Below are 19,939 nucleotides of genomic sequence, written 5' to 3'. Positions count from 1 at the left end.
GGGCCCAACCTAGCTGACCGCGCAGACGGCTGCCAGATTCGTGGTCTCGGTGCTGGCCTCGGCCGACGGCTTGGGCGCGGGCGCCGACGACCGCGACGACGTGGGCGCCGCCGACGTCGACTCCTCGGGCTTGTCGGCGGTCTTCTTCGGGGTGGCCGTGGGCGAGGCCGCCGACGACGATCGCGCCGGGCTCGGCTCGACGGTGGGCTCCCCGGACAGGTGCTTGTCGACCGTGGCGCGGATGAGCTCGAAGTCCGGTTCCGCGGAGACGATCATGGGCGGGATGAAGTTGACCGCCGTCATGCCCTGGTCCCGCACGCGGAGGGCCAGTTCGGCCAGGTCGTTGATGGCCCCGGTCCCGATGTCGGTGCGCAGCAGGTCCTTGCCCGCCTCGCTCAGCGCCACGAACTTGGTGGCCACCGTCAGGGGGTCCAGCTGGTGCACCATGGCGGACATGACGCACTTCTGCCGCAGCATCCGCTCGTAGTCGCTGGAGTCGGAGCGGGACCGCGCGAACCACAGGGCGTGGTAGCCGTCGAGCAGCACGTTCTCGCCGGGCTCGATCCACTTGGTGACCTGGGCGCCGTTGGCGCCGCCGATCGGGATGCGCCGGCCGATGTCGAGGCGGATGCCGCCCATGGCGTCGATGAGCGACTGGAAGCCGTGCATGTCGATCAGCGCGTAGTAGTTGAGCTCGAGCCCGAGGGTCTCCTCGACGGCCTCCTTAGTAGCCTCGAGGCCGGCGTCGCGCCCGGGATAGAGGTCGGCGTTCTCCTCCCCGAGGGTCCAGATGCCGTTGAGCATGCACTCGCCGCCGTCGCACACGTACCCGTCGGGGTAGCGCGGGTGCAGCGGGGAGGACTCGGGGAACGGCACCCGTTGGAGGTTGCGCGGCAGCCCGAAGAGGACAGCGCGGCCCGTCTCGGCGTCGATGGACGCCACGTTGATGGAGTCCGGGCGCAGGCCCTCGCGCGACTCCGCGGAGTCGGCGCCCAGGAGGAGGATGTTGTAGCGGCCCTCCTTGAGGTCGGTCTCACCGCCCCCGCCGAACAGCTGACCGACGTTGCGCGCGGCCACGAGGGCCTCGGTGGCGGTGGTCGTCACCCCGGCGACGGCGAGGATCGTGCCGAGCGCCAGCGCGGTGAGCGCCAGCCGCCGGCGGCGCTCCAGCCGCAGCGGGTGCGCCAGGCGCCACGCGTCGATCAGGAGGAGCACCCAGGCCACGAACAGCGTCCACAGGACCACCCGGAGCGCGCCGGTGAGCCACGGCTGCAGGAGCAGTCCCAGCGTCGGGCCGCGCAGCACCAGGAGGCCGAACGCGACGATCACGCAGACCAGCGCGGCCGCCCCGTACACGCGGGTCGCGAGGCGGCCGACCGCGCGGTTGCCCGCGAACAGCTGCACGGAACCCGGGAGAAGGGCCGACATCAGCACATAGCCCAACGCCCGACGGGAGTGGATGCGCTGCGCCGCGGTCGGTCGTGGTGGCGTCAAGGGTGGCTCCTCATCGGTGGCTCGCCCCAGTCTCACCCGGGGACCCCCCGCCGACAAATCCGCCACGCGGGGGGAGGCCGGACCGCCTGGGTATCCTGTGGTCGGAACAGGAGGCCCGGGTGGCGAAGAACGACGACATGGAATGGCTGTACCGGGCGGAGTCCCCGGACCGGCCCGAGCGCACGGAAGTGATGCCGGCCGCGGAGATGCGCGACGGCGCCTATCCGCCCCCCGGCGGCGCCCGCCCGGCGTACCCGGCCACCCCCGGCGAGCCCCCCGTCGCGCCGCCCGCCGGCCGCCGGCCACGCCGTCCGCGCCGCCGTCGCCCGGTCCTGCGGACGCTCCTGACACTCCTGGTCCTGTGGCTGGCGTTCCTCATCGGGACCCCCGCGTACGCCTGGACGGTCACCACCTCCACCGACGCGTCGCCGGACGGCGACCGCCCCGCGGACCAGCCCGGCACGACGATCTTGCTCGTGGGTTCCGACGCGCGCGAGGACGACTCGGGCCGCGCGGACACCATGATGCTGCTGCACGTCCCGCTCGGCTCGAAGCCCGTCCTCATGTCCCTCCCCCGGGACTCGCTGGTGACCATCCCCGGCCGCAGCAGCAACAAGATCAACGCCGCCTACGCGTTCGGCGGGCCGGAGCTGTTGGTGGCCACCGTCGAGGAGAACACAGGCGTGAAGATCGACGGGTACCTGGAGGTCGGCTTCGAGGGGGTCGTGCACGTCGTCGACGCCGTCGGCGGCATCGAGGTGTGCCCCACGTTCGACATCGACGACTCGTTCGCCGACCTGACGCTCTCCCAGGGCTGCCAGACGGTCGACGGCACCACGGCCCTGGCCTATTCCCGCATGCGCAAGTCGGACCCCAAGGGCGACCTGGGCCGCGTCGAGCGGCAGCGCGAGGTGATCGCGGCCATCATGAAGGAGGCCATCTCCCCCGCGAGCCTCGTCAACCCGGTCCGCTACTGGCGGCTCAACATGGCGGCCGCCGAGTCCCTGTCCCGCGGCGAGGACACCGGCCTGGTCGACATGGCGGCGGTGGGCCTGGGCTTCGCGGCCGCGACCACCGGCGCGGGCATCAGTATGACGGTGCCGGTCGCCGGCACCGACACCGTCGACGGGGTCGGCTCCGTCGTGCGGTGGGACGAGGACGCCAGCGCCGCCGTGTTCGCGGCCATCGCCGCGGGCGACACCACGGATCTGGAGAAATACCAGGGCTGAGTCAGCCGACGGCGCCGCGGACCGCGGCGCCCTTGGCGTGCGCGGCGTCGCGCAGCGAGTCCTGGAACTCGACCATGCGTTCCCGCAGCCGGTCGTCGGCAGCGGCGAGGATGCGTACGGCCAGGAGGCCGGCGTTGCGGGCGTTGCCGATCGCCACCGTCGCGACGGGGACGCCGGCGGGCATCTGGACGATCGACAGCAGAGAGTCCATGCCGTCGAGGTACTTCAACGCCACCGGCACGCCGATCACCGGCAGCGGGGTGAGGGCCGCCAGCATGCCGGGCAGGTGGGCGGCCCCGCCCGCGCCGGCGATGATGACGCGCACGCCGCGCTCGTGAGCCTCGCGGCCGAAGCGGACCATGTCCTCGGGCATGCGGTGGGCGGAGACGACGTCGGCCTCGAACGGGACGTCGAACTCGCGCAGGGCGTCGGCGGCGGCCGACATGGTGGGCCAGTCGGAATCCGACCCCATCACGATCGAGACGAGCGGCTCAGGCATCGGGATCTCCCATCAGGTAGCGGGCGGCGTGGTGGGCGCGGCGGCGCACGTCGTCGAGGTCGGTGCCGAGCGCGGTGACGTGCCCCACCTTGCGGCCCGGCTTGACCTCCTTGCCGTAGAGGTGGACCCGGATCTCGCGGTCGCGGGCGAATACGTGCAGCAGCGCGCCGGTGAGGTCCTCCTCGGCCCCGCCGAGGACGTTGGTCATCACGACGACCTCGTCGCGCAGCTCCGGTGAGCCGAGCGGCAGGTCGAGGGCGGCGCGGATGTGGTTCTCGAACTGGCTCGTGCGGGCGCCGTCGATGGTCCAGTGGCCGGTGTTGTGCGGGCGCATCGCCAGCTCGTTGACGACGATGCGGCCGTCGCGTGCCTCCATGAGTTCGACGGCCAGGACGCCGACGACGCCGAGCTCGGAGGCCACGCGGATGGCGGTGGCCTGCAGGGCGCTGGCGCGGGCCGGGTCCAGCCCGGGGGCGGGGGTGACAGTCTCGACGCAGATGCCGTCGGTCTGCACCGTCTCGCTGATCGGGTAGGCCACGACCTGGCCGGAGGGGGACCGCACGACGATGGCCGACAGCTCGCGGGCGAAGTCGATGAACTCCTCGGCGACGATGCGCACGCGCTCGCCGGCGGACTCCTGTTTCATGCCCTCGAACGGGACACCCGCGTCGGCCGGGCCGTCGATCTTCCACACGCCCTTGCCGTCGTAGCCGCCCCGCGACGTCTTGGCGATGATGGGCCAACCGTGCTCGTCGCCGAACGCCGCGAGCTCGCCGGCCGTGTCGCAGATGCGGTACACCGGGCAGTCCACGCCGAGTTCGGTCATGCGGTCTCGCATGAGGGCCTTGTCCTGCGCGAACCGCAGAGCCTGCGGCCCGGGCCGCACCGCGACGAGTTCCTCGAGCCGCTCGAGGTGCCGCGTGGGGACGTGTTCGTGGTCGAAGGTGACGACGTCCGCCCCGGCGACGAAGGCGGTGAGCACGTCGAGGTCGTGGTAGTCCGCCACCGTGGTGGCGGGGATGACCTGGGCGGCCGACACGTCCGGTCCCTCCGCGAGCAGCCGCACGTCGATCCCCAGTGGGATGGCGGCCTGGTGCATCATGCGGGCGAGCTGCCCGCCCCCGGCGATGGCCACGGCATAGCGTCGAGTCACCGGGGCAGCATATCCGTATCGCTCACTCGCCCCGGTCCTCGTCGTCGCGGAACAGCAGCTCGGTGATCGCGACGTGCACGCGCTCGACGTCGGGGACGTCCGGCAGCCGCAGCGGCTGACCCGCGGCGGTCTCGAACACGAGCGTGCCGCAGCCCAGGATGCGGTCGGTGAGCGAGCGCTCGTAGTTGACGTTCGTGATGCGCCGCAGCGGGAGGTCGTGGCCGGTGCGGGTGAGGATGCCGCGGCGCGTGATGATCCGACGGTCGGTGATCGTGTACGTGGAGGTCGCCCACCGCAGCAGCGGCAGCAGCACCCAGGCCACGACGGCGATCAGGGCCACCGCGACGAGCGCGTAGGTGCCCCAGGGCTGCCACGTGGCGGGCAGCACGGCGATCCCGGCTCCCACCACCGCCGCCGTCGCGATGAGCGTGACGACCGGCACGATCAGCGCCTTCGCGTGGGTGCGCAGCGACACAACCACCAGCTCGCCCTGGCCCAGCTCCTCGGGTTTCACCGCCATGCGCCCCAGTGTGGCACGCCGCCGGTCAGCGGCCGAGGGACGCGTGCACGACGTCGCCGACGGCGAACGTCTCGACGCCCTCCGCGGTGGTCACGAGCAGCCGCCCGACGTCGTCGACCCCCCGGCCGGTCCCGGAGACGCGCCTGTCGTCGAGGACGACGGTCAGCGGGGCCCCGATCGAGGCGCAGCGCGCCTCGTACTCGGCGCGGAGGCTGCCCCGCCGCTGCCAGGACCGGTACTGCGTCTCGAACTCGGTGAGGACGGCCGCGACGACACGGCTCTGGTCCGTCGGCAGGCCCTCCAGCGCGAGTGACGTCGCCGTGGGCACGGGAAGCTGGTCGGCGGCCAGGTCCACGTTGATGCCGATGCCGACGACGGCGCGGGCGCCGGCGGGGTGCTCGACGCGCTCGGAGAGGATGCCGCACACCTTCCGGCCGCGGATGAGCACGTCGTTGGGCCACTTGAGCCCCACCCCGGCCGCGGGACCCCCCAGCGAGGAGACGGCGGAGGCGACGGCCATGCCCGCGAGCAGCGACAGCCACCCCCATTGCGGGAACGGCGGTTGGGGGGTGAGCAGCAGCGACATCGAGATCGACGTGCCGGGCGGACTGACCCAGGTGCGGTCGAGGCGGCCGCGGCCGGCGGTCTGCTCGGAGCTGACCAGCACCGCGCCCTCCGCCTCCCCCGACCTGGCCCGGGCCGCGAGGTCCGCGTTCGTGGAGCCGGTGGTGGACACCACGTCGACGCGGCGCCACAGGCTCCCGCCGGGGAGCATTGCCTGGATCCGGCCGGCGTCGGGTGTGGTCACGGCCGCCATCCTACGGCGCGCGAATCTGGGCAGCGGCGACGTGTGGCCCTCGGCTGGATATCGTGACCCCATGGAGATCGACATCCACACCACTGCCGGTCGGATCGCGAATCTCGGAGTGCGCATCGATGAAGCTGTGCACGCGGGATCGGTCGAAGCCGTGGAGAAGCAGCATGCCAAGGGGAAGATGACCGCCCGTGAACGGGTCATGGCCCTACTCGACGAGGGCAGTTTCGCCGAGTTCGATCAGTTCTCCCGCCACCGGACCAGCGCCTTCGGAATGGACGCCCGTCGGCCGTTCGGCGACGGCGTCATCACCGGGACGGGGTCCATCCATGGCCGCCCGGTGTGCGTGTTCAGCCAGGACGTCACCATCTTCGGCGGTGCGCTGGGCCAGGTGTACGGCGAGAAGATCGTCAAGATCCAGGACTTCGCGCTGAAGACGGGCGTGCCGCTCATCGGCATCAACGAGGGCGGCGGCGCGCGCATCCAGGAGGGCGTGGTCTCCCTGGCGCTCTACGGCGAGATCTTCAAGCGCAACACACGCGCCTCGGGCGTCATCCCGCAGATCTCGCTCATCATGGGCGCGGCGGCGGGCGGACACGTGTACGGGCCGGCCCTGACCGACTTCGTCGTCATGGTCGACAAGACGTCGCAGATGTTCATCACCGGGCCCGAGGTCATCAAGACGGTGACCGGCGAGGACGTCTCGATGGAGGAGCTGGGCGGAGGCCGCACCCACAACACGAAGTCCGGCAACGCCCACTACCTGGCCGCGGACGAGAACGACGCCATCGAGTACGTGCGGGAGCTGCTGAGTTACCTGCCGCAGAACAACTTGGAGGACCCGCCCGTCTTCGACGACGACGAGGCGGACCTCACGATCACCGACCACGACCGCGAGCTGGACCACCTCATCCCCGACTCGGCCAACCAGCCCTACGACATGCGCGAAGTGATCCGCAACGTGCTCGACGACGACGAGTTCCTCGAGGTGATGGAGTTGTTCGCGGGCTCCATCATCGTCGGCTTCGGCCGCATCGAGGGCCGCTCGATCGGCATCGTCGCCAACCAGCCGACGGTGTTCGCGGGCTGCCTCGACATCGACTCGGCGGAGAAGGCGGCGCGCTTCGTGCGGACCTGCGACGCGTTCAACATCCCCGTCCTCACGTTCGTCGACGTTCCCGGGTTCCTGCCCGGCGTCGGCCAGGAGCATCAGGGCATCATCCGGCGCGGCGCGAAGCTCATCTACGCCTACGCCGAGGCCACCGTGCCGCTGCTGACGGTCATCACCCGCAAGGCCTACGGCGGCGCCTACGTCGTCATGGGCTCCAAGCACCTGGGCGCCGACATCAACCTGGCGTGGCCCACGGCGCAGATCGCGGTGATGGGCGCCCAGGGCGCCGTCAACATCCTCTACCGCAAGCAGCTGTCCGCCGCGGAGGACCCCGAGGCGGAGCGGGCGCGGCTGATCCAGGAGTACGACGACGAGCTCACCAACCCGTACGTCGCGGCCGACCGGGGCTACATCGACCAGGTGATCTACCCGCACGAGACGCGGGCGCAGGTCATCCGGGCGCTGCGGCTGCTGCGCACCAAGCGTGAGGCGCTCCCGCCGAAGAAGCACGGGAACATCCCGCTATGACCGAGCCCATCTCACTGAACGGCCCGCAGCTGACGGAGGAGGAGCTGGGCGCGCTCATGGCGGTGCTCCAGGCGTCGTCGCGGCCGGACCGGCTGCGCTCGGCGGACGACCGGCCGATCGCCGGGGGCTGGACGTCGTACTACCGGACGGTCCGCACGCCGCTGATGAGCGGGCGGGACGCGTGGCGCACCTACCACCGCCTGTGACGATGCGCTTCATCCTCGCGTCCAAGTCGCCGGCGCGCCTCGCCGTGCTGCGGCGCGCCGGGCTCGACCCGGAGGTGCTGGTGTCGGGGTTCGACGAGCGCAGCGTCGCGGATCCGGTGCCGCCGCGGCTCGCGGGGCGGCTGGCCGAGGCCAAGGGGTCTGCCGTGCTCCCCCAGACCGAGGGGGACCTGCTGCTCCTGGCCTGCGACTCGGTGCTGGAGTTCGAGGGCCGCGCCCATGGGAAGCCGGGCTCGGAGCAGGCCGCCGCCGAGCGGTGGCGGCGGATGCGTGGCAGGGAGGGGCTGCTGCACACCGGGCATTTCGTCGTCGTGCGGCGCGGCGCCCAGGTGTTCCGGTCGACCCGGGTGGGCTCGACCGTCGTCCGGTTCGCCGACCTGTCCGACGACGAGATCGCTGCCTACGCGGCCACCGGGGAGCCGCAGAAGGTGGCCGGGGGCTTCACGATCGACGGCCGCGGCGGGGCATATGTCACGTCGGTGGAGGGCGACCCCTACAACGTCGTCGGCGTGTCCCTGCCGCTGTTCCGGCAGATGGTGATCGACGCGGGCGTGCCCTGGCAGTCGCTCTGGCGTTGACGGCCCCCGGCTAGAGTGGCGGCGTGTCACGGATGTTCCTGGGTCTCGCCGCGCTGCTGGCCGTGACCGGGTGTGCCGCGGCTCCGGCGTCGACCCCCGGCCCCAACCCGGCCCCCGCCGCCGCTGCGACGGCCCCGGCCGGCGGCGTGCTGCTCACCGACCTCGGCTTCACCCACGCCCCCGCGGGCTTCTCCCTGCCACGCACCGTCGTCATCGACGAGGCGATCAACGCGGGCAACAACGTCACCGTCGTGCTGACGCAGCCCTCCGGCGCCGAGGTCGCGGACTATCTCCGGCGGCACCTCGACGCCATGGGATTCACGATCACCGCCGACGGTGGCGGGTCGCTGCTGTTCGAGTCGGCCACGCACGACGGTGCCTTCACGGTCACCGACGGCCTCGCTGCGCTGAGCCTGCGCACGGACCGCGCAGAGTAGCGACGCGGGCGGCTCACCCGAACGTCAGCGCCACGTCTCCGGGCTCACTCAGGGCCAGCCGCACCATGGCGTCGAGGTGCCTGTGCCGCGGCTCGGGGAGCCGGTCGGCGGGGAACCACGCGACGTCGGTGGACTCCTCGTCACCGACGCGCGGCTCACCCGCCACCCAGCGGGCACGGAACCCGTGGTCGACGTACTGACAGTGGTCGCCGTTGGGGTAGGTGACCGGATCGGTGACGACGAGCCACACCAGGCGCTCGATCTCGATGGTGACGCCCGCCTCCTCCAGGGCCTCCCGCCGCGCCGTCGTCGCAGGGTGCTCCCCTGGGTCCACGATCCCGCTGACCGGCGCCCACTCCCCCGTGTCTGAGCGCCGGACCAGCAGCACCTCGCCGCCACGGACGATGAGCGCGTTGGCCCCCATGAGCCACAGCGGGGCGTGCCCGATGTGTCGGCGCAGCTCGGTGATGAAGTCGGGAGTCGGCATGGGTCCAGTCTCACAGCCGGTGGACGGGCGCGCCAGCGAGACCCGAGTGCTGGCTAGACTGCGGCGCAAAGCCGAATACAGGAGGACCCCAGTGGGCAACGACGCCATCTCCAAGGTTCTGATCGCCAACCGCGGCGAGATCGCCGTCCGTGTCATCCGCGCGGCGCGCGACGCGGGCATCGACTCGGTCGCGGTGTACGCGGACTCGGACTCGGAGTCACTCTTCGTCACCCTCGCGGACGAGGCCTTCGCGCTCAACGGCGCGACCCCCGCCGACACGTACCTGAACATCGACAAGCTGCTGGACGTCGCGGCCCGCTCCGGAGCGGACGCCGTGCACCCGGGTTACGGGTTCCTCGCCGAGAACGCGCACTTCGCCCAGGCCGTCCTGGACGCCGGCCTCATCTGGATCGGCCCCCCGCCGTCGGCCATCGAGGCCCTCGGCGACAAGGTCAAGGCGCGCCACATCGCGCAGAAGGTCGGGGCGCCGCTGGTGCCCGGAACCGCGGACCCGGTCGCGGACGCCGGCGAGGTGCTGGCGTTCGCCGAGGCACACGGGCTCCCCATCGCCATCAAGGCCGCGTTCGGCGGCGGCGGCCGCGGCCTCAAGGTGGCCCGCACGATGGAGGAGGTGCCCGAGCTGTTCGAGTCGGCGACCCGCGAGGCGGTCACCGCCTTCGGTCGCGGCGAGTGCTTCGTCGAGCGCTACCTCGACAAGCCGCGCCACGTCGAGACCCAGTGTCTGGCGGACCGGCACGGCAACGTCGTCGTGGTGTCCACCCGCGACTGCTCGCTGCAGCGCCGGCACCAGAAGCTGGTCGAGGAGGCCCCCGCGCCGTACCTGACCGACGACCAGGTCGCCCGCCTGTACGAGTCCAGCAAGGCGATCCTCAGGGAGGCCGGCTACGTCGGCGCCGGCACGTGCGAGTTCCTCGTCGGCCTCGACGGCACCATCTCCTTCCTCGAGGTCAACACGCGGCTCCAGGTCGAGCACCCGGTCTCGGAAGAGGTCACGCGCCTGGACCTGGTCCGGGAGATGTTCCGCATCGCCGCGGGCGAGGAACTCGGCTACGGCGACCCGGAGGTCCGCGGCCACTCCATCGAGTACCGCATCAACGCCGAGGACGCGGCACGCAACTTCATGCCCGCTCCAGGGACGCTGGTGAAGTGGCACGCCCCCACGGGGCCGGGTGTCCGCGTCGACGAGGGGTACCACGTTGGGATGACGGTCCCGGGAGCGTTCGACTCCCTCGTGGCCAAGCTCATCGTCACCGGGGCGGACCGCGACCAGGCCATGGCGCGGTCGCGGAGGGCGCTGGCCGAGCTGCGGGTGGAGGGCATGCCGACCGTGGTGCCGTTCCACCGGGCGGTGCTGGACGAGCCGGACTTCACCGCGGCCGACGGGCGCTTCGGCGTGCACACCCGCTGGATCGAGACCGAGTTCGCCGGTGAGATCGCGCCCTACACCGGCGTCATCGGGGAGCCGGACGACCAGCCGGAGCCGGAGGTCCTGACGGTCGAGGTCAACGGCAAGCGGGTCGAGGTCAAGTTGCCCGGCGGCTTCGGGGCGCGTCCGTCGGCCACGAAGGCGGTCAGGAAGCCCACCAAGCGGGACCGCGGCGGTGCGAAGGTGTCGGCGCCGTCGGGCAACGCCCTGACCACCCCGATGCAGGGCACGATCGTCAAGGTCGCCGTCGAGGAGGGCCAGCAGGTCGGTGAGGGCGAGACCGTGGCGGTCATCGAGGCCATGAAGATGGAACAGCCCCTCAACGCCCATCGCGACGGCGTGATCGTCGGGCTCAAGGTCGCGGCCGGCCAGCCCGTCTCCGCGGGCGAGGTGATCTGCGAGATCGTCGACGCCGAGTGAGCTGAGCCTTGCCCCCGGGGTTATCGTGGGGAGCATGATGTCAGGCTTCCTCACCATGCTCATGGTGATGATGGTGGTCGGCGCGATCGTGTCCATGACGTCGCGCCGGTCCGCTCCCCCGCCGCGGCAACTGCACGGCTGGGGGGACCCGTACGGGCCCCCCCAGCAGATCCATCCGGCCGTGGGCTACCCGCAGCCGTACGGTCAGCCGGTCCACCCGATCACCCCAGGGACCCGCGCCGCCCTCGACACCGACATCACCACCTTCGGCGGCGAACTGCGCGACCTCGACCTCGACGTCGTGGGCCGCGAGCTGGACGCCGCCGCGCACGCGGACTACACCCGCGCCCTCGACGCCTACGACGGCGCCAAGAACCAGCTGCAGCGGGCCCAGACCGACGCCGACGTGCGCCGGATCGCGGAGATCCTGGAGGACGGCCGGTACGCCGTGGCCTGCGTCAAGGCCCGAGTCACCGGCCAGCCGCTGCCCGAGAAGCGGCCGCCGTGCTTCTTCGACCCGGCGCACGGGCCCAGCACGCAGAACGTCCGCTGGGCCCCGCCCGGCGGCGCCGTCCGCGACGTCCCCGCCTGCGCCGCCGACGCGCAGCGCGTTATGACCGGTCACGACCCGTCGATCCGGCTCGTGCCCATGGGGGCCCGCCAGGTGCCGTATTGGGAGAACCAGCAGTACGCCCCGTGGGCCCAGGGGTACTACGGTCGCTACGGCACGGACCCCGCGCTGCGGCAGATCACGCACGGCGCCCTCATGATCGGCGGCTTCTCGCTGCTCCTGGGCCTCTTCGACGACTAGCGCCCGTCAGGTCGTCAGCAGCGCCTCGTCCCGGTTGTGCAGCCGCCGCGCTGCCTCGGCGATCGACCCCGACATCGACGGGTAGACCGTGAACGCCTGGCTGAAGTCGTCGACGGTGATCTTCTGCGCCACGGCGATCGAGACCGCGTGGATGAGCTCGGAGGCGCGCGGTGCGACGACGACGCCGCCGATGATGATGCCGGTCGTCGGCAGGCAGAACAGCTTGACGAAGCCGTCGGTGAAGCCCTGCATCTTGGAGCGCGCGTTCGACGCCAGGGGCAGCAACACCGACGCCACCCGAACGTCGCCGTCGTCGGCCTCCTGCTGCGTGATGCCGACCGTGGCGATCTCGGGTGTGGTGAACACGTTCGACGACACCCGCCGGAGGTCGAGCGGCGTGACGGCGTCGCCCAGCGCGTGCCACATGGCGATGCGGCCCTGCATGGCGGCCACGGACGCCAGAGCGAACACGCCGGTGACGTCGCCGGCGGCGTAGATGCTCCGGACGCTGGTGCGCGACACCCGGTCCACCGAGATGTGCCCCGACGGCGTCAGCGCGACCCCGACGTCCTCCAGACCCAGGCCCGCCGAGTTGGGGATGGCGCCGACCGCCATCAGACAGTGCGAGCCGCGGACCTCGCGCCCGTCCTCCAGCGAGACGACAACCTCGTCGCCCTCCCGGCGCGCCGCGTAGGCACGGGACTCGCTCATGATCTCCATGCCCCGGCGCTCGAACGCCCGCTGCAGGACGGCGGCCGCGTCCTGGTCCTGGCCAGGCAGGACCTGCCGGCGCGACGACACCAGCACGACGTCGCAGCCGAGCCCGTCGTAGGCCGACGCGAACTCGGCCCCCGTGACGCCCGAGCCGACGACGATGAGCCGCTTCGGCACCTCGGTGAGGTTGTAGACCTGCTTCCAGTTGAGGATGCGCTCGCCGTCGCAGCGGGCCTCCGGCAGCTCGCGGGGCGTCGTGCCGGTGGCGACCAGCACGATGTCGGCGTCGAAGGCCTTCTCGCCGCTCTCGGTGGTGGCGACGACGCGGTGCGGCCCGTCGAGCCGCGCCGAGCCCGACACGAGATGCACGCCGTCCTGCCGCAGTCGTTGTGCGATGTCGGCGGACTGGGCGCGCGCCAGGTGCAGGACCCGCTCGTTGACCTCGCCCAGGTCCACCCGGACGACGTCGGTGACGTCCGGTGCTGCGATGTGCAGCCCCAGCTGGCGGGCGTTCTCGATCCGGACCATGACCTCGGCCGTCGCGATGAGGGTCTTGGACGGGACGCAGTCGCTCAGCACAGCGGCACCGCCGAGCCCCTCGCGCTCGATGAGGGTGACCTCGCCCCCCAGCTGGTTGGCCACCAGGGCCGCCTCGTATCCGCCGGGTCCGCCACCGATGATCACAACCTTGGTCACGGGCCCATCTTTCCACAGCCCCCCGGGCGCCGCGGCCCTCACTATGCTGGCGGGGTGACTGAACCGTTCGCGCTGGCGGCCGAGGCCGCCGACTTCCTCCGTTCGCGCTTCGACGTCGACCGCATCGATCTGGCCCTGGTGCTCGGCTCGGGCTGGTCCTCGGGCGCGGACCGGCTCGGCGAGCCGCTGGGCGACGTGGAGCTGGCCGTCGTGCCCGGTTTCAGCACGCCGGTGGTCTCGGGACACGGCGGACATCTGCTCCTCAGCCGCACGCCGGCCGGCAAGGTCGCCGCGACGTTCACGGGCCGCACGCACTACTACGAGGGTCGCGGCGTCGCGCCGGTGGTCCACGGCGTGCGCACCGCCGCCGCCTGGGGCGCCGGGACGCTCGTGCTCACCAACGGATGCGGCGGCCTCAACCCCGCGTGGGCGCCGGGCACCGTGGTCCTGCTGGCCGACCACATCAACCTCACGGGCGACACCCCCCTCCTGGGCGCCACCTTCATCGACATGTCGGAGGCGTACTCGCGCCGGCTGCGCGACCTGGCGCACCGCGTCGACACCGCGCTCCCCGAGGGCGTGTACGTGCAGTTCCGGGGACCGCAGTACGAGACACCCGCGGAGGTCCGGATGGCCGGGATCCTCGGGGGCGACCTCGTCGGCATGTCGACGACCCTCGAGACCATCGCCGCGCGCGAAGCGGGCATGGAGGTCCTGGGCCTGTCCCTCGTCACCAACGCGGCGGCCGGGCTGAGCGAGTCGGCGCTGAACCACGCCGAGGTGCTGCAAGCGGGGCGGGACGCCGGCCCCCGCCTGGCGGCGCTGCTCGCCGGAATCGTCGGGGAGCTCTGAGGCAGATGGACGAGCTGTTCACCCGCGCGCAGGCCTGGCGCGACGCCGACCCGGATCCGGACACCGCCGGCCGCCTCGACGAGCTGATCGTGCGCGCGCAGGCCAACGACGGGGCCATCCGTGAGCCCGCCCTGGCGGAGCTGCGCTCCGCGTTCGCCGGCCCCCTCGAGTTCGGCACCGCGGGGCTGCGCGGGCCCATCGGCCCCGGCCCGTCGCGGATGAACCGCGTCGTCGTCACGCAGGCCGCGGCCGGCTTCGGTACCTGGCTGAACGCCGCCGGACAGGGCGGTGGGCGCGTCATCGTCGGACACGACGCACGCCACAAGTCCGACGAGTTCGCCCGCGACACCGCCGAGGTCCTCGCCGGCGCCGGCTTCGAGGTCCTGTGGACCGACGGCCCGGTCCCGACCCCCGTCGTCGCCTTCGGTATCCAGCACTTCGGCTGCGTCGCGGGCGTCGTCGTGACGGCGTCCCACAACCCGCCCGCCGACAACGGCTACAAGGTCTACCTCGGCGACGGCTCCCAGATCGTGCCGCCCGCCGACGGCGAGATCGCGGCCGAGATCGCGCGCGTGGCGGCGGCGGGATGGGCCTCACTGCCCCGCGCGGACGAGCGCCGCGACGTGACGACCGACCTCCTGGACGCGTACGTGGCACGGGTCACCTCGCTCTACCCCGACGGCGCCCCGCGCGACGTCACCTGGGTGCACACTGCCCTGCACGGCGTCGGTGCGGAGACCGTGCGCCGGGTGGCGGCCGCCGCGGGCCTGCCCGCGCCGGTGGAGGTGGCCGAGCAGGCGGACCCCAACCCGGACTTCCCCACGGTCTCCTTCCCCAACCCGGAGGAGCCGGGCGCGATCGACCTGGCCCTGGCGTTGGCCGAGGCGGAGGGCGCCGACGTCGTGATCGCCAACGATCCCGATGCGGACCGGTGCGCGGTCGCGGCCGTGGTCGACGGGTCGTGGCGCATGCTCACCGGCGATGAGCTGGGCGCGGTGCTGGGCCATGACGCCATCACCCGCGGCGTTCCGGGCACCTTCGCCAACTCCGTCGTCTCGTCGACGCTGCTGCGCCGCATGGCCGAGGCCGCCGGCCGCCGCCACGTGACCACCCTCACCGGCTTCAAGTGGATCGGGCGCGTGCCGGACCTGGCGTTCGGGTACGAGGAGGCCATCGGCTACTGCGTCGACGCGCGCGCCGTCCCGGACAAGGACGGCATCTCCGCGGCCGTGACCGTGCTGCGGATCGTGGCGGGCCTCAAGGCCGAGGGCCGCACGCTGGCGGACCTGCTCGACGACATCGCCCGCGGCTTCGGCCTCACGGCCACGGCTCAGTTGTCGGTGCGGGTCGCGGATCTCTCCCTCATCGCCGACGCGATGGCGCGCCTGCGCGCCCAGCCCCCCGTGACCCTCCTCGGCGAGCCGGTGACCGTGCTCGATCTGGCGGAGGGGTCCCCGACGCTGCCGCCCACCGACGCCGTCGAGCTCACCGGCAGCACCGTGCACGTCGTGGCCCGCCCCTCGGGCACCGAGCCCAAGCTCAAGTGCTACCTGGAGGTCCGGCTCGACGCGGCGGAGTCGGCCGACGTGCGGGCGGCGCGCGAGGTCGCGGCCGGCCGGCTCGCGCGGCTGCGCGCGGAGATGGCGGACGCCCTGGGGATGGAGGGCTGATCCCGGCCCACCTGTGCTTCACCACGCCGGATACAGTGGACGCATGACGAAGCAGCGTGCCGGTCTCCTCGCTCTCATGCTGGCCCTCGCGACGGTCTGGGTCGCGGTGATCCCCGCGGCGGCGGACGACTCGGCGCCCATCACCCGCTACGACGTCGACGTCAACCTGACGCGCGAGGGCGTGGCCGAGGTCACCATCGACTTCACCATGGACTTCGCCGCGCTCGAGGGCCGCGGCCCCTACATCCTGCTGCCGCTCGAGCAGGAGGACGGCGCCAACCCGGACGAGAACTACGTCTTCACGTACTCCGACATCAGCGTGAGCTCCACCAGCGGGGCCAACGCCGAGGTCTACGCCGAGGAATCCAACGGAATCCTCAGCCTGCGCATCGGCAACGAGAACATCTGGAACCGCACACCCGAGGACTACGTCGTCACCTACGACGTGACCGGCCTCATCGCGCCCGACCATCCGGAGAGCGGCCTCGACGAGTTCAACTGGGACGTCATCGGCCGCGCCTGGGAGTCACGCTTCTCGGACATCACGGTCACCGTCACGGGCCCGGCCGAGCTGGCCGACGCGGCCTGCTTCTACGGCCCCGACGTGACCACACCGTGCACCGCGCAGGCAGAGGGCACGACCGCGACCTACGCTCTCGACGCGCTGCCTCCCAAGACGACCATGCAGGTGGTCGCGGGCTTCCCCGCCGGCACGTTCCCCGGCGTGACGCAGGAGAAGGCGCGGCGGGTGACCCTCGCCAACGCGTTCGAGCTCAACGCTGCCACGGGCGCCGTCACCGGCGCCGGGCTGCTCGCCGCGATCGCCGCGCTCGTGGCCGTGCGCCGTCGGCACGCCCGCGACGAGGTCTACCTCGGGCTCACCCCCGGCCTCACCCCCACCGCGGCCGATCAGGCCCGCGTCGGCCCGCGGGCGGGCAAGTTCCCGGTGACCGTGCAGTTCCATCCGCCGAAGGGCGCGACGCCCGGTGAGATCGGGACGCTCATGGACACCACGGCCGACAACATCGACGTGTCGGCCACCATCGTCGACCTCGCGGTGCGCGGATACCTGCGGATCCACTCGCAGTCCAAGAACGAGTTCACCCTCGAGGCCCTCAACCGCCCGGGGGGACGCCTCGAGCCGTATGAGGACGCGCTGCTGCGCGACCTCTTCCAGGGCCGGGCCGTGCGCACGTCGCAGGAGCTGCGCAAGGCCAAGTTCGCCGAAGTGCTGCCCCACGCCCGGGCGGGCCTCTACAACTCCGTGGTGCAGAAGGGCTGGTTCAAGGGCAACCCGACGACGGCGCAGATGGTGCCGGTCGTCCTGGGCGCGCTCGCCATCGGCGGCGGCCTGCTGCTGACGTTCATGGCGGCCGGGTTCGGCTGGGGGCTCATCGGCATCCCGCTGGCCGTCTTCGGGCTCGGCCTCATCGCCATGTCGGGCAAGTTCCGCAAGCGCACCGCCACGGGGTCGGCGTACCTGTCGCAGGCCAAGGGCTTCGAGCTGTATCTGCGGACCGCCGAGAAGGAGACCCTCCAGTTCGAGGAGGGCCAGGACATCTTCAGCAAGTACCTGCCCTACGCCATGGTGTTCGGGGTCGCGGACCGCTGGACGAAGCTGTTCGCCGACCTGGGAGCGCAGGGCATCTACCAGGCCGACACCTCCTGGTACGTCGGCGCGGACCTGCTGCACGGCTACTACTTCATGAGCGCCATGAACAACCTCACCCACTCGATGTCGGAGGCCATGCAGGCGGCCCGCATGGACGGCATGAGCCAGGCCACCGGCGGTTCCAGCGGGTTCTCCGGCTTCAGCGGCGGCGGCGGCTTCGGCGGCGGTGGCGGCGGCTCCTGGTAGCCGCCCGCCGGCGGGGCGTTAGCATTCTCCAATGACCCGGACGCTCCTGCTCGTCGCCGGCCCGTCCGGAAGCGGAAAGTCGCGCCTCACCCGCCTCGCCACGGCGGACGGGGGCGCCGTCGCGCTGTCCCTCGACGACTTCTACCGGGACGCGGACCACCCGGACCTCCCCACCACTGACCTGGGGATCCCCGACTGGGACGACGTCCGATGCTGGGACCGCGACCTGGCGCTGGCGACGCTGGGCCGCCTCCTCGAGCACGGGGAGGCGGACGTCCCGGTGTACGACATCTCGCTGTCGCGCCGAGTCGGCGCCCGGCGGATCGAGCTGGGCGGTGCCGCCGTCGTCGTCGCGGAGGGCATCTTCGCCCCTCAAACGCTCGTCGCGGCGCGGGAGGCCGGGATGCCGGTCGAGGCCGTGTGGCTGGACCGCCGCCGGTGGGCGAACTTCGTGCGGCGCCTGGCGCGCGACCTGGAGGAGCGGCGCAAGGCCCCGACGGTGCTGGTGCGCCGCGGGCTGGCGCTCTACCGCGCCGAACCCGCACTGCGCCGCGCCGCACTGGACTCCGGCTTCGCGCCGGCCCCGATGCGGCGGGCCCTGACGATGGTCAGTCGGCGATCGGCGCCCAGCTCGGCCCGGTGAGGCCCAGCGCCTCGTCGAGCTTCGTGAACAGCGGCGTCGGCTTGCTGAGCGGTGCCCCCACCTGGAGGGGACGGGGCTGCCACACGGCCTGCTGCGCGGCGTAGTCGCCCTGCAGCGTCGGGTAGGTCAGGTCCTCGTCGGTCACGTCGACGATCTGGGGCTGCGCCGCCCACACGCCCTCGCCGCCCAGGAGCTCGAAGACCTTCTGCGCTGAATGAGGCAGGTAGGGGGTGAGCAGCGTGTTGCAGTCGGAGACCACCTGCAGCGCGACGTGGAGGACGGTGTCGCGGCGGGCGGGGTCGTCCTTGAGCTTCCAGGGCTCCTGATCCGACAGGTACTTGTTGGCCAGGCCGACGATGCGCATCGCCTCAGTGATGCCGGCCTTGAACCGGCGCGCGGCGATGTGCTCGCCCACGACGGCGAACGCGGCGCGGCTCTCGTCCAGCAGCGCCTGATCGGCCGGGGTCAGCTCCCCCGCCGCGGGCACGGCGCCCACATTCTTGTGGGCCATCGACACGGACCGGTTGACGAGGTTGCCCCACTCGTTGGCCAGCTCGAAGTTGATCCGCCGGACGAACTCCTCCCAGGTGAAGTCCGTGTCCTGGTTCTCCGGACCGGCCACGGCGATGTAGTAGCGCAGGGCGTCGGGGCCGAACTCGGCGAGGAAGTCCCCCACGAAGATGGACGCGCCCCGCGAGCTGGACACCTTGGAGCCCTTCATCGTCATGAACTCGGAGCTGACCACCTCGGTGGGCAGCTGCAGTTCGCCCAGCGACTCCCGCACGTGGCCGCCGTGGACCCCCTGCCCGTTGGCGCCGAGCAGGATGCCGGGCCAGATGACGGAGTGGAAGACGATGTTGTCCTTGCCCATGAAGTAGTAGGAGCGCGCCGCCGTCGAGTTCCAGAAGGTGCGCCACGCCTCCGGGTCGCCCGAGCGCTTCGCCCACTCGACGGAGGCCGACAGGTAGCCGATGACGGCGTCGAACCAGACGTAGATGCGCTTCATGGGGGCGTCGCGCCACCCCTCGAGCGGGACGGGGACGCCCCAGTCGAGGTCGCGGGTGATGGCGCGCGGCCGGATCTCCGCGAGCAGGTTGTGGGAGAACTTCAGCACGTTGGGCCGCCAGTCCTCGCGGCTGTCGATCCACTGGCCCAGCATGGGGGCCAGGGCCGGCAGGTCGAGGAAGAAGTGCTCGGTCTCGACGAACTCGGGCGTCTCCCCGTTGATCTTGGACTTCGGATCGATGAGGTCGGCCGGGTCGAGCTGGTTGCCACAGTTGTCGCACTGGTCGCCGCGGGCGTTGTGGTAGCCGCACAGCGGGCACGTGCCCTCGATGAACCGGTCCGGCAGGGTGCGCCCGGTGGACGGGGAGATCGCGCCCATCTGCGTTTCGGCGCGGACGTAGCCGTTGTCGTAGAGGGCGGTGAAGATGTCCTGCACCACGCGGTAGTGGTTCGGCGTCGTCGTCCGGGTGTACAGGTCGTAGGACAGCCCCAGGCCCTGGAGATCCTCGACGATCTGGCGGTGGTACTTGTCGGCGGTCTCCCTCGGCGTCAGGCCCTCGGAGTCGGCCTTCACCTGGATCGCGGTGCCGTGCTCGTCGGAGCCGGACACCATGAGCACGTCGTGACCGGCCATGCGCATGTAGCGCGCGAACACGTCGGAGGGGACACCGAAGCCCGAGACGTGACCGATGTGGCGGGGGCCGTTGGCGTAGGGCCAGGCGACGGCGGCAAGAACGTGACTCATGCGC

General features: G+C 71.9%; 19 protein-coding genes. 11 read left to right on the top strand and 8 right to left on the bottom strand.

All coding sequences use genetic code 11. The features are described 5' to 3' along the window. Positions 1–9 precede the first annotated feature (9 nt). Entirely contained in the window at positions 10–1,494 is a 1,485-nt protein-coding gene (locus BCR15_RS04580) for an LCP family protein (RefSeq protein WP_068750854.1), read from the bottom strand. 119 nt (positions 1,495–1,613) lie between these two features. On the opposite strand from BCR15_RS04580, the gene BCR15_RS04575 reads away from it, so the two are divergent. Beyond that, positions 1,614–2,723, top strand: coding sequence for an LCP family protein (locus tag BCR15_RS04575; protein WP_078919695.1), 1,110 nt, complete (start codon positions 1,614–1,616; stop codon positions 2,721–2,723). Position 2,724: 1 nt separating this feature from the next. Here BCR15_RS04575 and purE read toward each other — a convergent pair whose 3' ends face one another. From purE to BCR15_RS04555, 4 genes are read right to left on the bottom strand one after another with little or no spacing between them, the layout of a single operon-like run. Then, on the bottom strand, positions 2,725–3,222 hold the full coding sequence (gene purE / locus BCR15_RS04570) for a 5-(carboxyamino)imidazole ribonucleotide mutase (RefSeq protein ID WP_068750852.1): 498 nt from the start codon (positions 3,220–3,222) through the stop codon (positions 2,725–2,727). After that, complete coding sequence (locus tag BCR15_RS04565; RefSeq protein ID WP_078919696.1) at positions 3,215–4,375, bottom strand: 5-(carboxyamino)imidazole ribonucleotide synthase; 1,161 nt, start codon at positions 4,373–4,375, stop codon at positions 3,215–3,217. Before BCR15_RS04565 ends, purE begins: the two co-directional genes overlap by 8 nt. A gap of 22 nt (positions 4,376–4,397) precedes the next feature. Then, the gene (locus BCR15_RS04560) at positions 4,398–4,895 is read right to left on the bottom strand and encodes a PH domain-containing protein (protein WP_068750850.1); all 498 of its coding nucleotides are present in this window, start codon (positions 4,893–4,895) and stop codon (positions 4,398–4,400) included. A gap of 25 nt (positions 4,896–4,920) precedes the next feature. Next, the gene (locus BCR15_RS04555) at positions 4,921–5,712 is read right to left on the bottom strand and encodes a biotin--[acetyl-CoA-carboxylase] ligase (protein WP_068750848.1); all 792 of its coding nucleotides are present in this window, start codon (positions 5,710–5,712) and stop codon (positions 4,921–4,923) included. 61 nt (positions 5,713–5,773) lie between these two features. Here BCR15_RS04555 and BCR15_RS04550 point away from each other — a divergent pair, with 61 nt between their 5' ends. The 4 genes from BCR15_RS04550 to BCR15_RS04535 are packed head-to-tail and all read left to right on the top strand — an operon-like array spanning position 5,774 to position 8,587. Then, positions 5,774–7,348, top strand: a complete 1,575-nt coding sequence (locus BCR15_RS04550; RefSeq protein WP_068751108.1) for an acyl-CoA carboxylase subunit beta — start codon at positions 5,774–5,776, stop codon at positions 7,346–7,348. Continuing rightward, entirely contained in the window at positions 7,345–7,554 is a 210-nt protein-coding gene (locus BCR15_RS04545; RefSeq protein ID WP_068750846.1) for an acyl-CoA carboxylase subunit epsilon, read from the top strand. Before BCR15_RS04550 ends, BCR15_RS04545 begins: the two co-directional genes overlap by 4 nt. After that, positions 7,551–8,150: a Maf family protein gene (locus BCR15_RS04540; protein WP_068750844.1), complete on the top strand. Its 600-nt coding sequence runs from the start codon at positions 7,551–7,553 to the stop codon at positions 8,148–8,150. Before BCR15_RS04545 ends, BCR15_RS04540 begins: the two co-directional genes overlap by 4 nt. A gap of 23 nt (positions 8,151–8,173) precedes the next feature. After that, positions 8,174–8,587, top strand: coding sequence for a hypothetical protein (locus tag BCR15_RS04535; protein WP_141680033.1), 414 nt, complete (start codon positions 8,174–8,176; stop codon positions 8,585–8,587). Positions 8,588–8,600: 13 nt separating this feature from the next. Here the strand turns inward: BCR15_RS04535 and BCR15_RS04530 are convergent, their stop codons facing one another. After that, the gene (locus BCR15_RS04530; RefSeq protein ID WP_068750843.1) at positions 8,601–9,074 is read right to left on the bottom strand and encodes an NUDIX hydrolase; all 474 of its coding nucleotides are present in this window, start codon (positions 9,072–9,074) and stop codon (positions 8,601–8,603) included. A 91-nt stretch (positions 9,075–9,165) separates the two neighbouring features. Between BCR15_RS04530 and BCR15_RS04525 the strand changes: the two genes are divergently transcribed. Together BCR15_RS04525 and BCR15_RS04520 are read left to right on the top strand one after the other, a co-directional pair. After that, positions 9,166–10,941, top strand: a complete 1,776-nt coding sequence (locus BCR15_RS04525; RefSeq protein ID WP_228383433.1) for an ATP-binding protein — start codon at positions 9,166–9,168, stop codon at positions 10,939–10,941. A 34-nt stretch (positions 10,942–10,975) separates the two neighbouring features. Continuing rightward, a complete protein-coding gene (locus BCR15_RS04520) occupies positions 10,976–11,752 on the top strand; it encodes a hypothetical protein (RefSeq protein ID WP_078919698.1) in 777 nt (258 codons plus the stop codon). Positions 11,753–11,758: 6 nt separating this feature from the next. Here the strand turns inward: BCR15_RS04520 and BCR15_RS04515 are convergent, their stop codons facing one another. Beyond that, complete coding sequence (locus BCR15_RS04515) at positions 11,759–13,162, bottom strand: NAD(P)H-quinone dehydrogenase (protein WP_068750839.1); 1,404 nt, start codon at positions 13,160–13,162, stop codon at positions 11,759–11,761. 54 nt (positions 13,163–13,216) lie between these two features. Here BCR15_RS04515 and BCR15_RS04510 point away from each other — a divergent pair, with 54 nt between their 5' ends. Genes BCR15_RS04510 through BCR15_RS04495 form a run of 4 tightly spaced genes read left to right on the top strand, consistent with a single transcriptional unit; the run spans position 13,217 to position 18,185 of the window. Beyond that, positions 13,217–14,014: a purine-nucleoside phosphorylase gene (locus BCR15_RS04510; RefSeq protein ID WP_068750837.1), complete on the top strand. Its 798-nt coding sequence runs from the start codon at positions 13,217–13,219 to the stop codon at positions 14,012–14,014. Between the two features lie 5 nt (positions 14,015–14,019). Continuing rightward, a complete protein-coding gene (locus BCR15_RS04505; protein ID WP_068750835.1) occupies positions 14,020–15,684 on the top strand; it encodes a phospho-sugar mutase in 1,665 nt (554 codons plus the stop codon). 43 nt (positions 15,685–15,727) lie between these two features. Next, positions 15,728–17,542: a DUF2207 domain-containing protein gene (locus BCR15_RS04500; protein ID WP_068750833.1), complete on the top strand. Its 1,815-nt coding sequence runs from the start codon at positions 15,728–15,730 to the stop codon at positions 17,540–17,542. A 31-nt stretch (positions 17,543–17,573) separates the two neighbouring features. Then, positions 17,574–18,185 carry a uridine kinase family protein gene (locus tag BCR15_RS04495; protein ID WP_068750831.1) on the top strand — a complete coding sequence of 204 codons (612 nt, stop codon included), beginning with the start codon at positions 17,574–17,576 and terminating at the stop codon, positions 18,183–18,185. On the opposite strand, the gene metG is transcribed toward BCR15_RS04495, so the two are convergent. After that, the gene (gene metG, locus BCR15_RS04490) at positions 18,151–19,935 is read right to left on the bottom strand and encodes a methionine--tRNA ligase (protein ID WP_068750829.1); all 1,785 of its coding nucleotides are present in this window, start codon (positions 19,933–19,935) and stop codon (positions 18,151–18,153) included. The two genes, BCR15_RS04495 and metG, sit on opposite strands and share 35 nt — an antisense overlap. Positions 19,936–19,939: the final 4 nt, after the last annotated feature.

This window comes from Tessaracoccus lapidicaptus (assembly GCF_001693815.1).
GTDB lineage: Bacteria > Actinomycetota > Actinomycetes > Propionibacteriales > Propionibacteriaceae > Arachnia > Arachnia lapidicapta.
The sequence above is the reverse complement of the archived record's forward strand: the minus strand, read 5'-3'. Positions and strand labels throughout refer to the sequence as shown.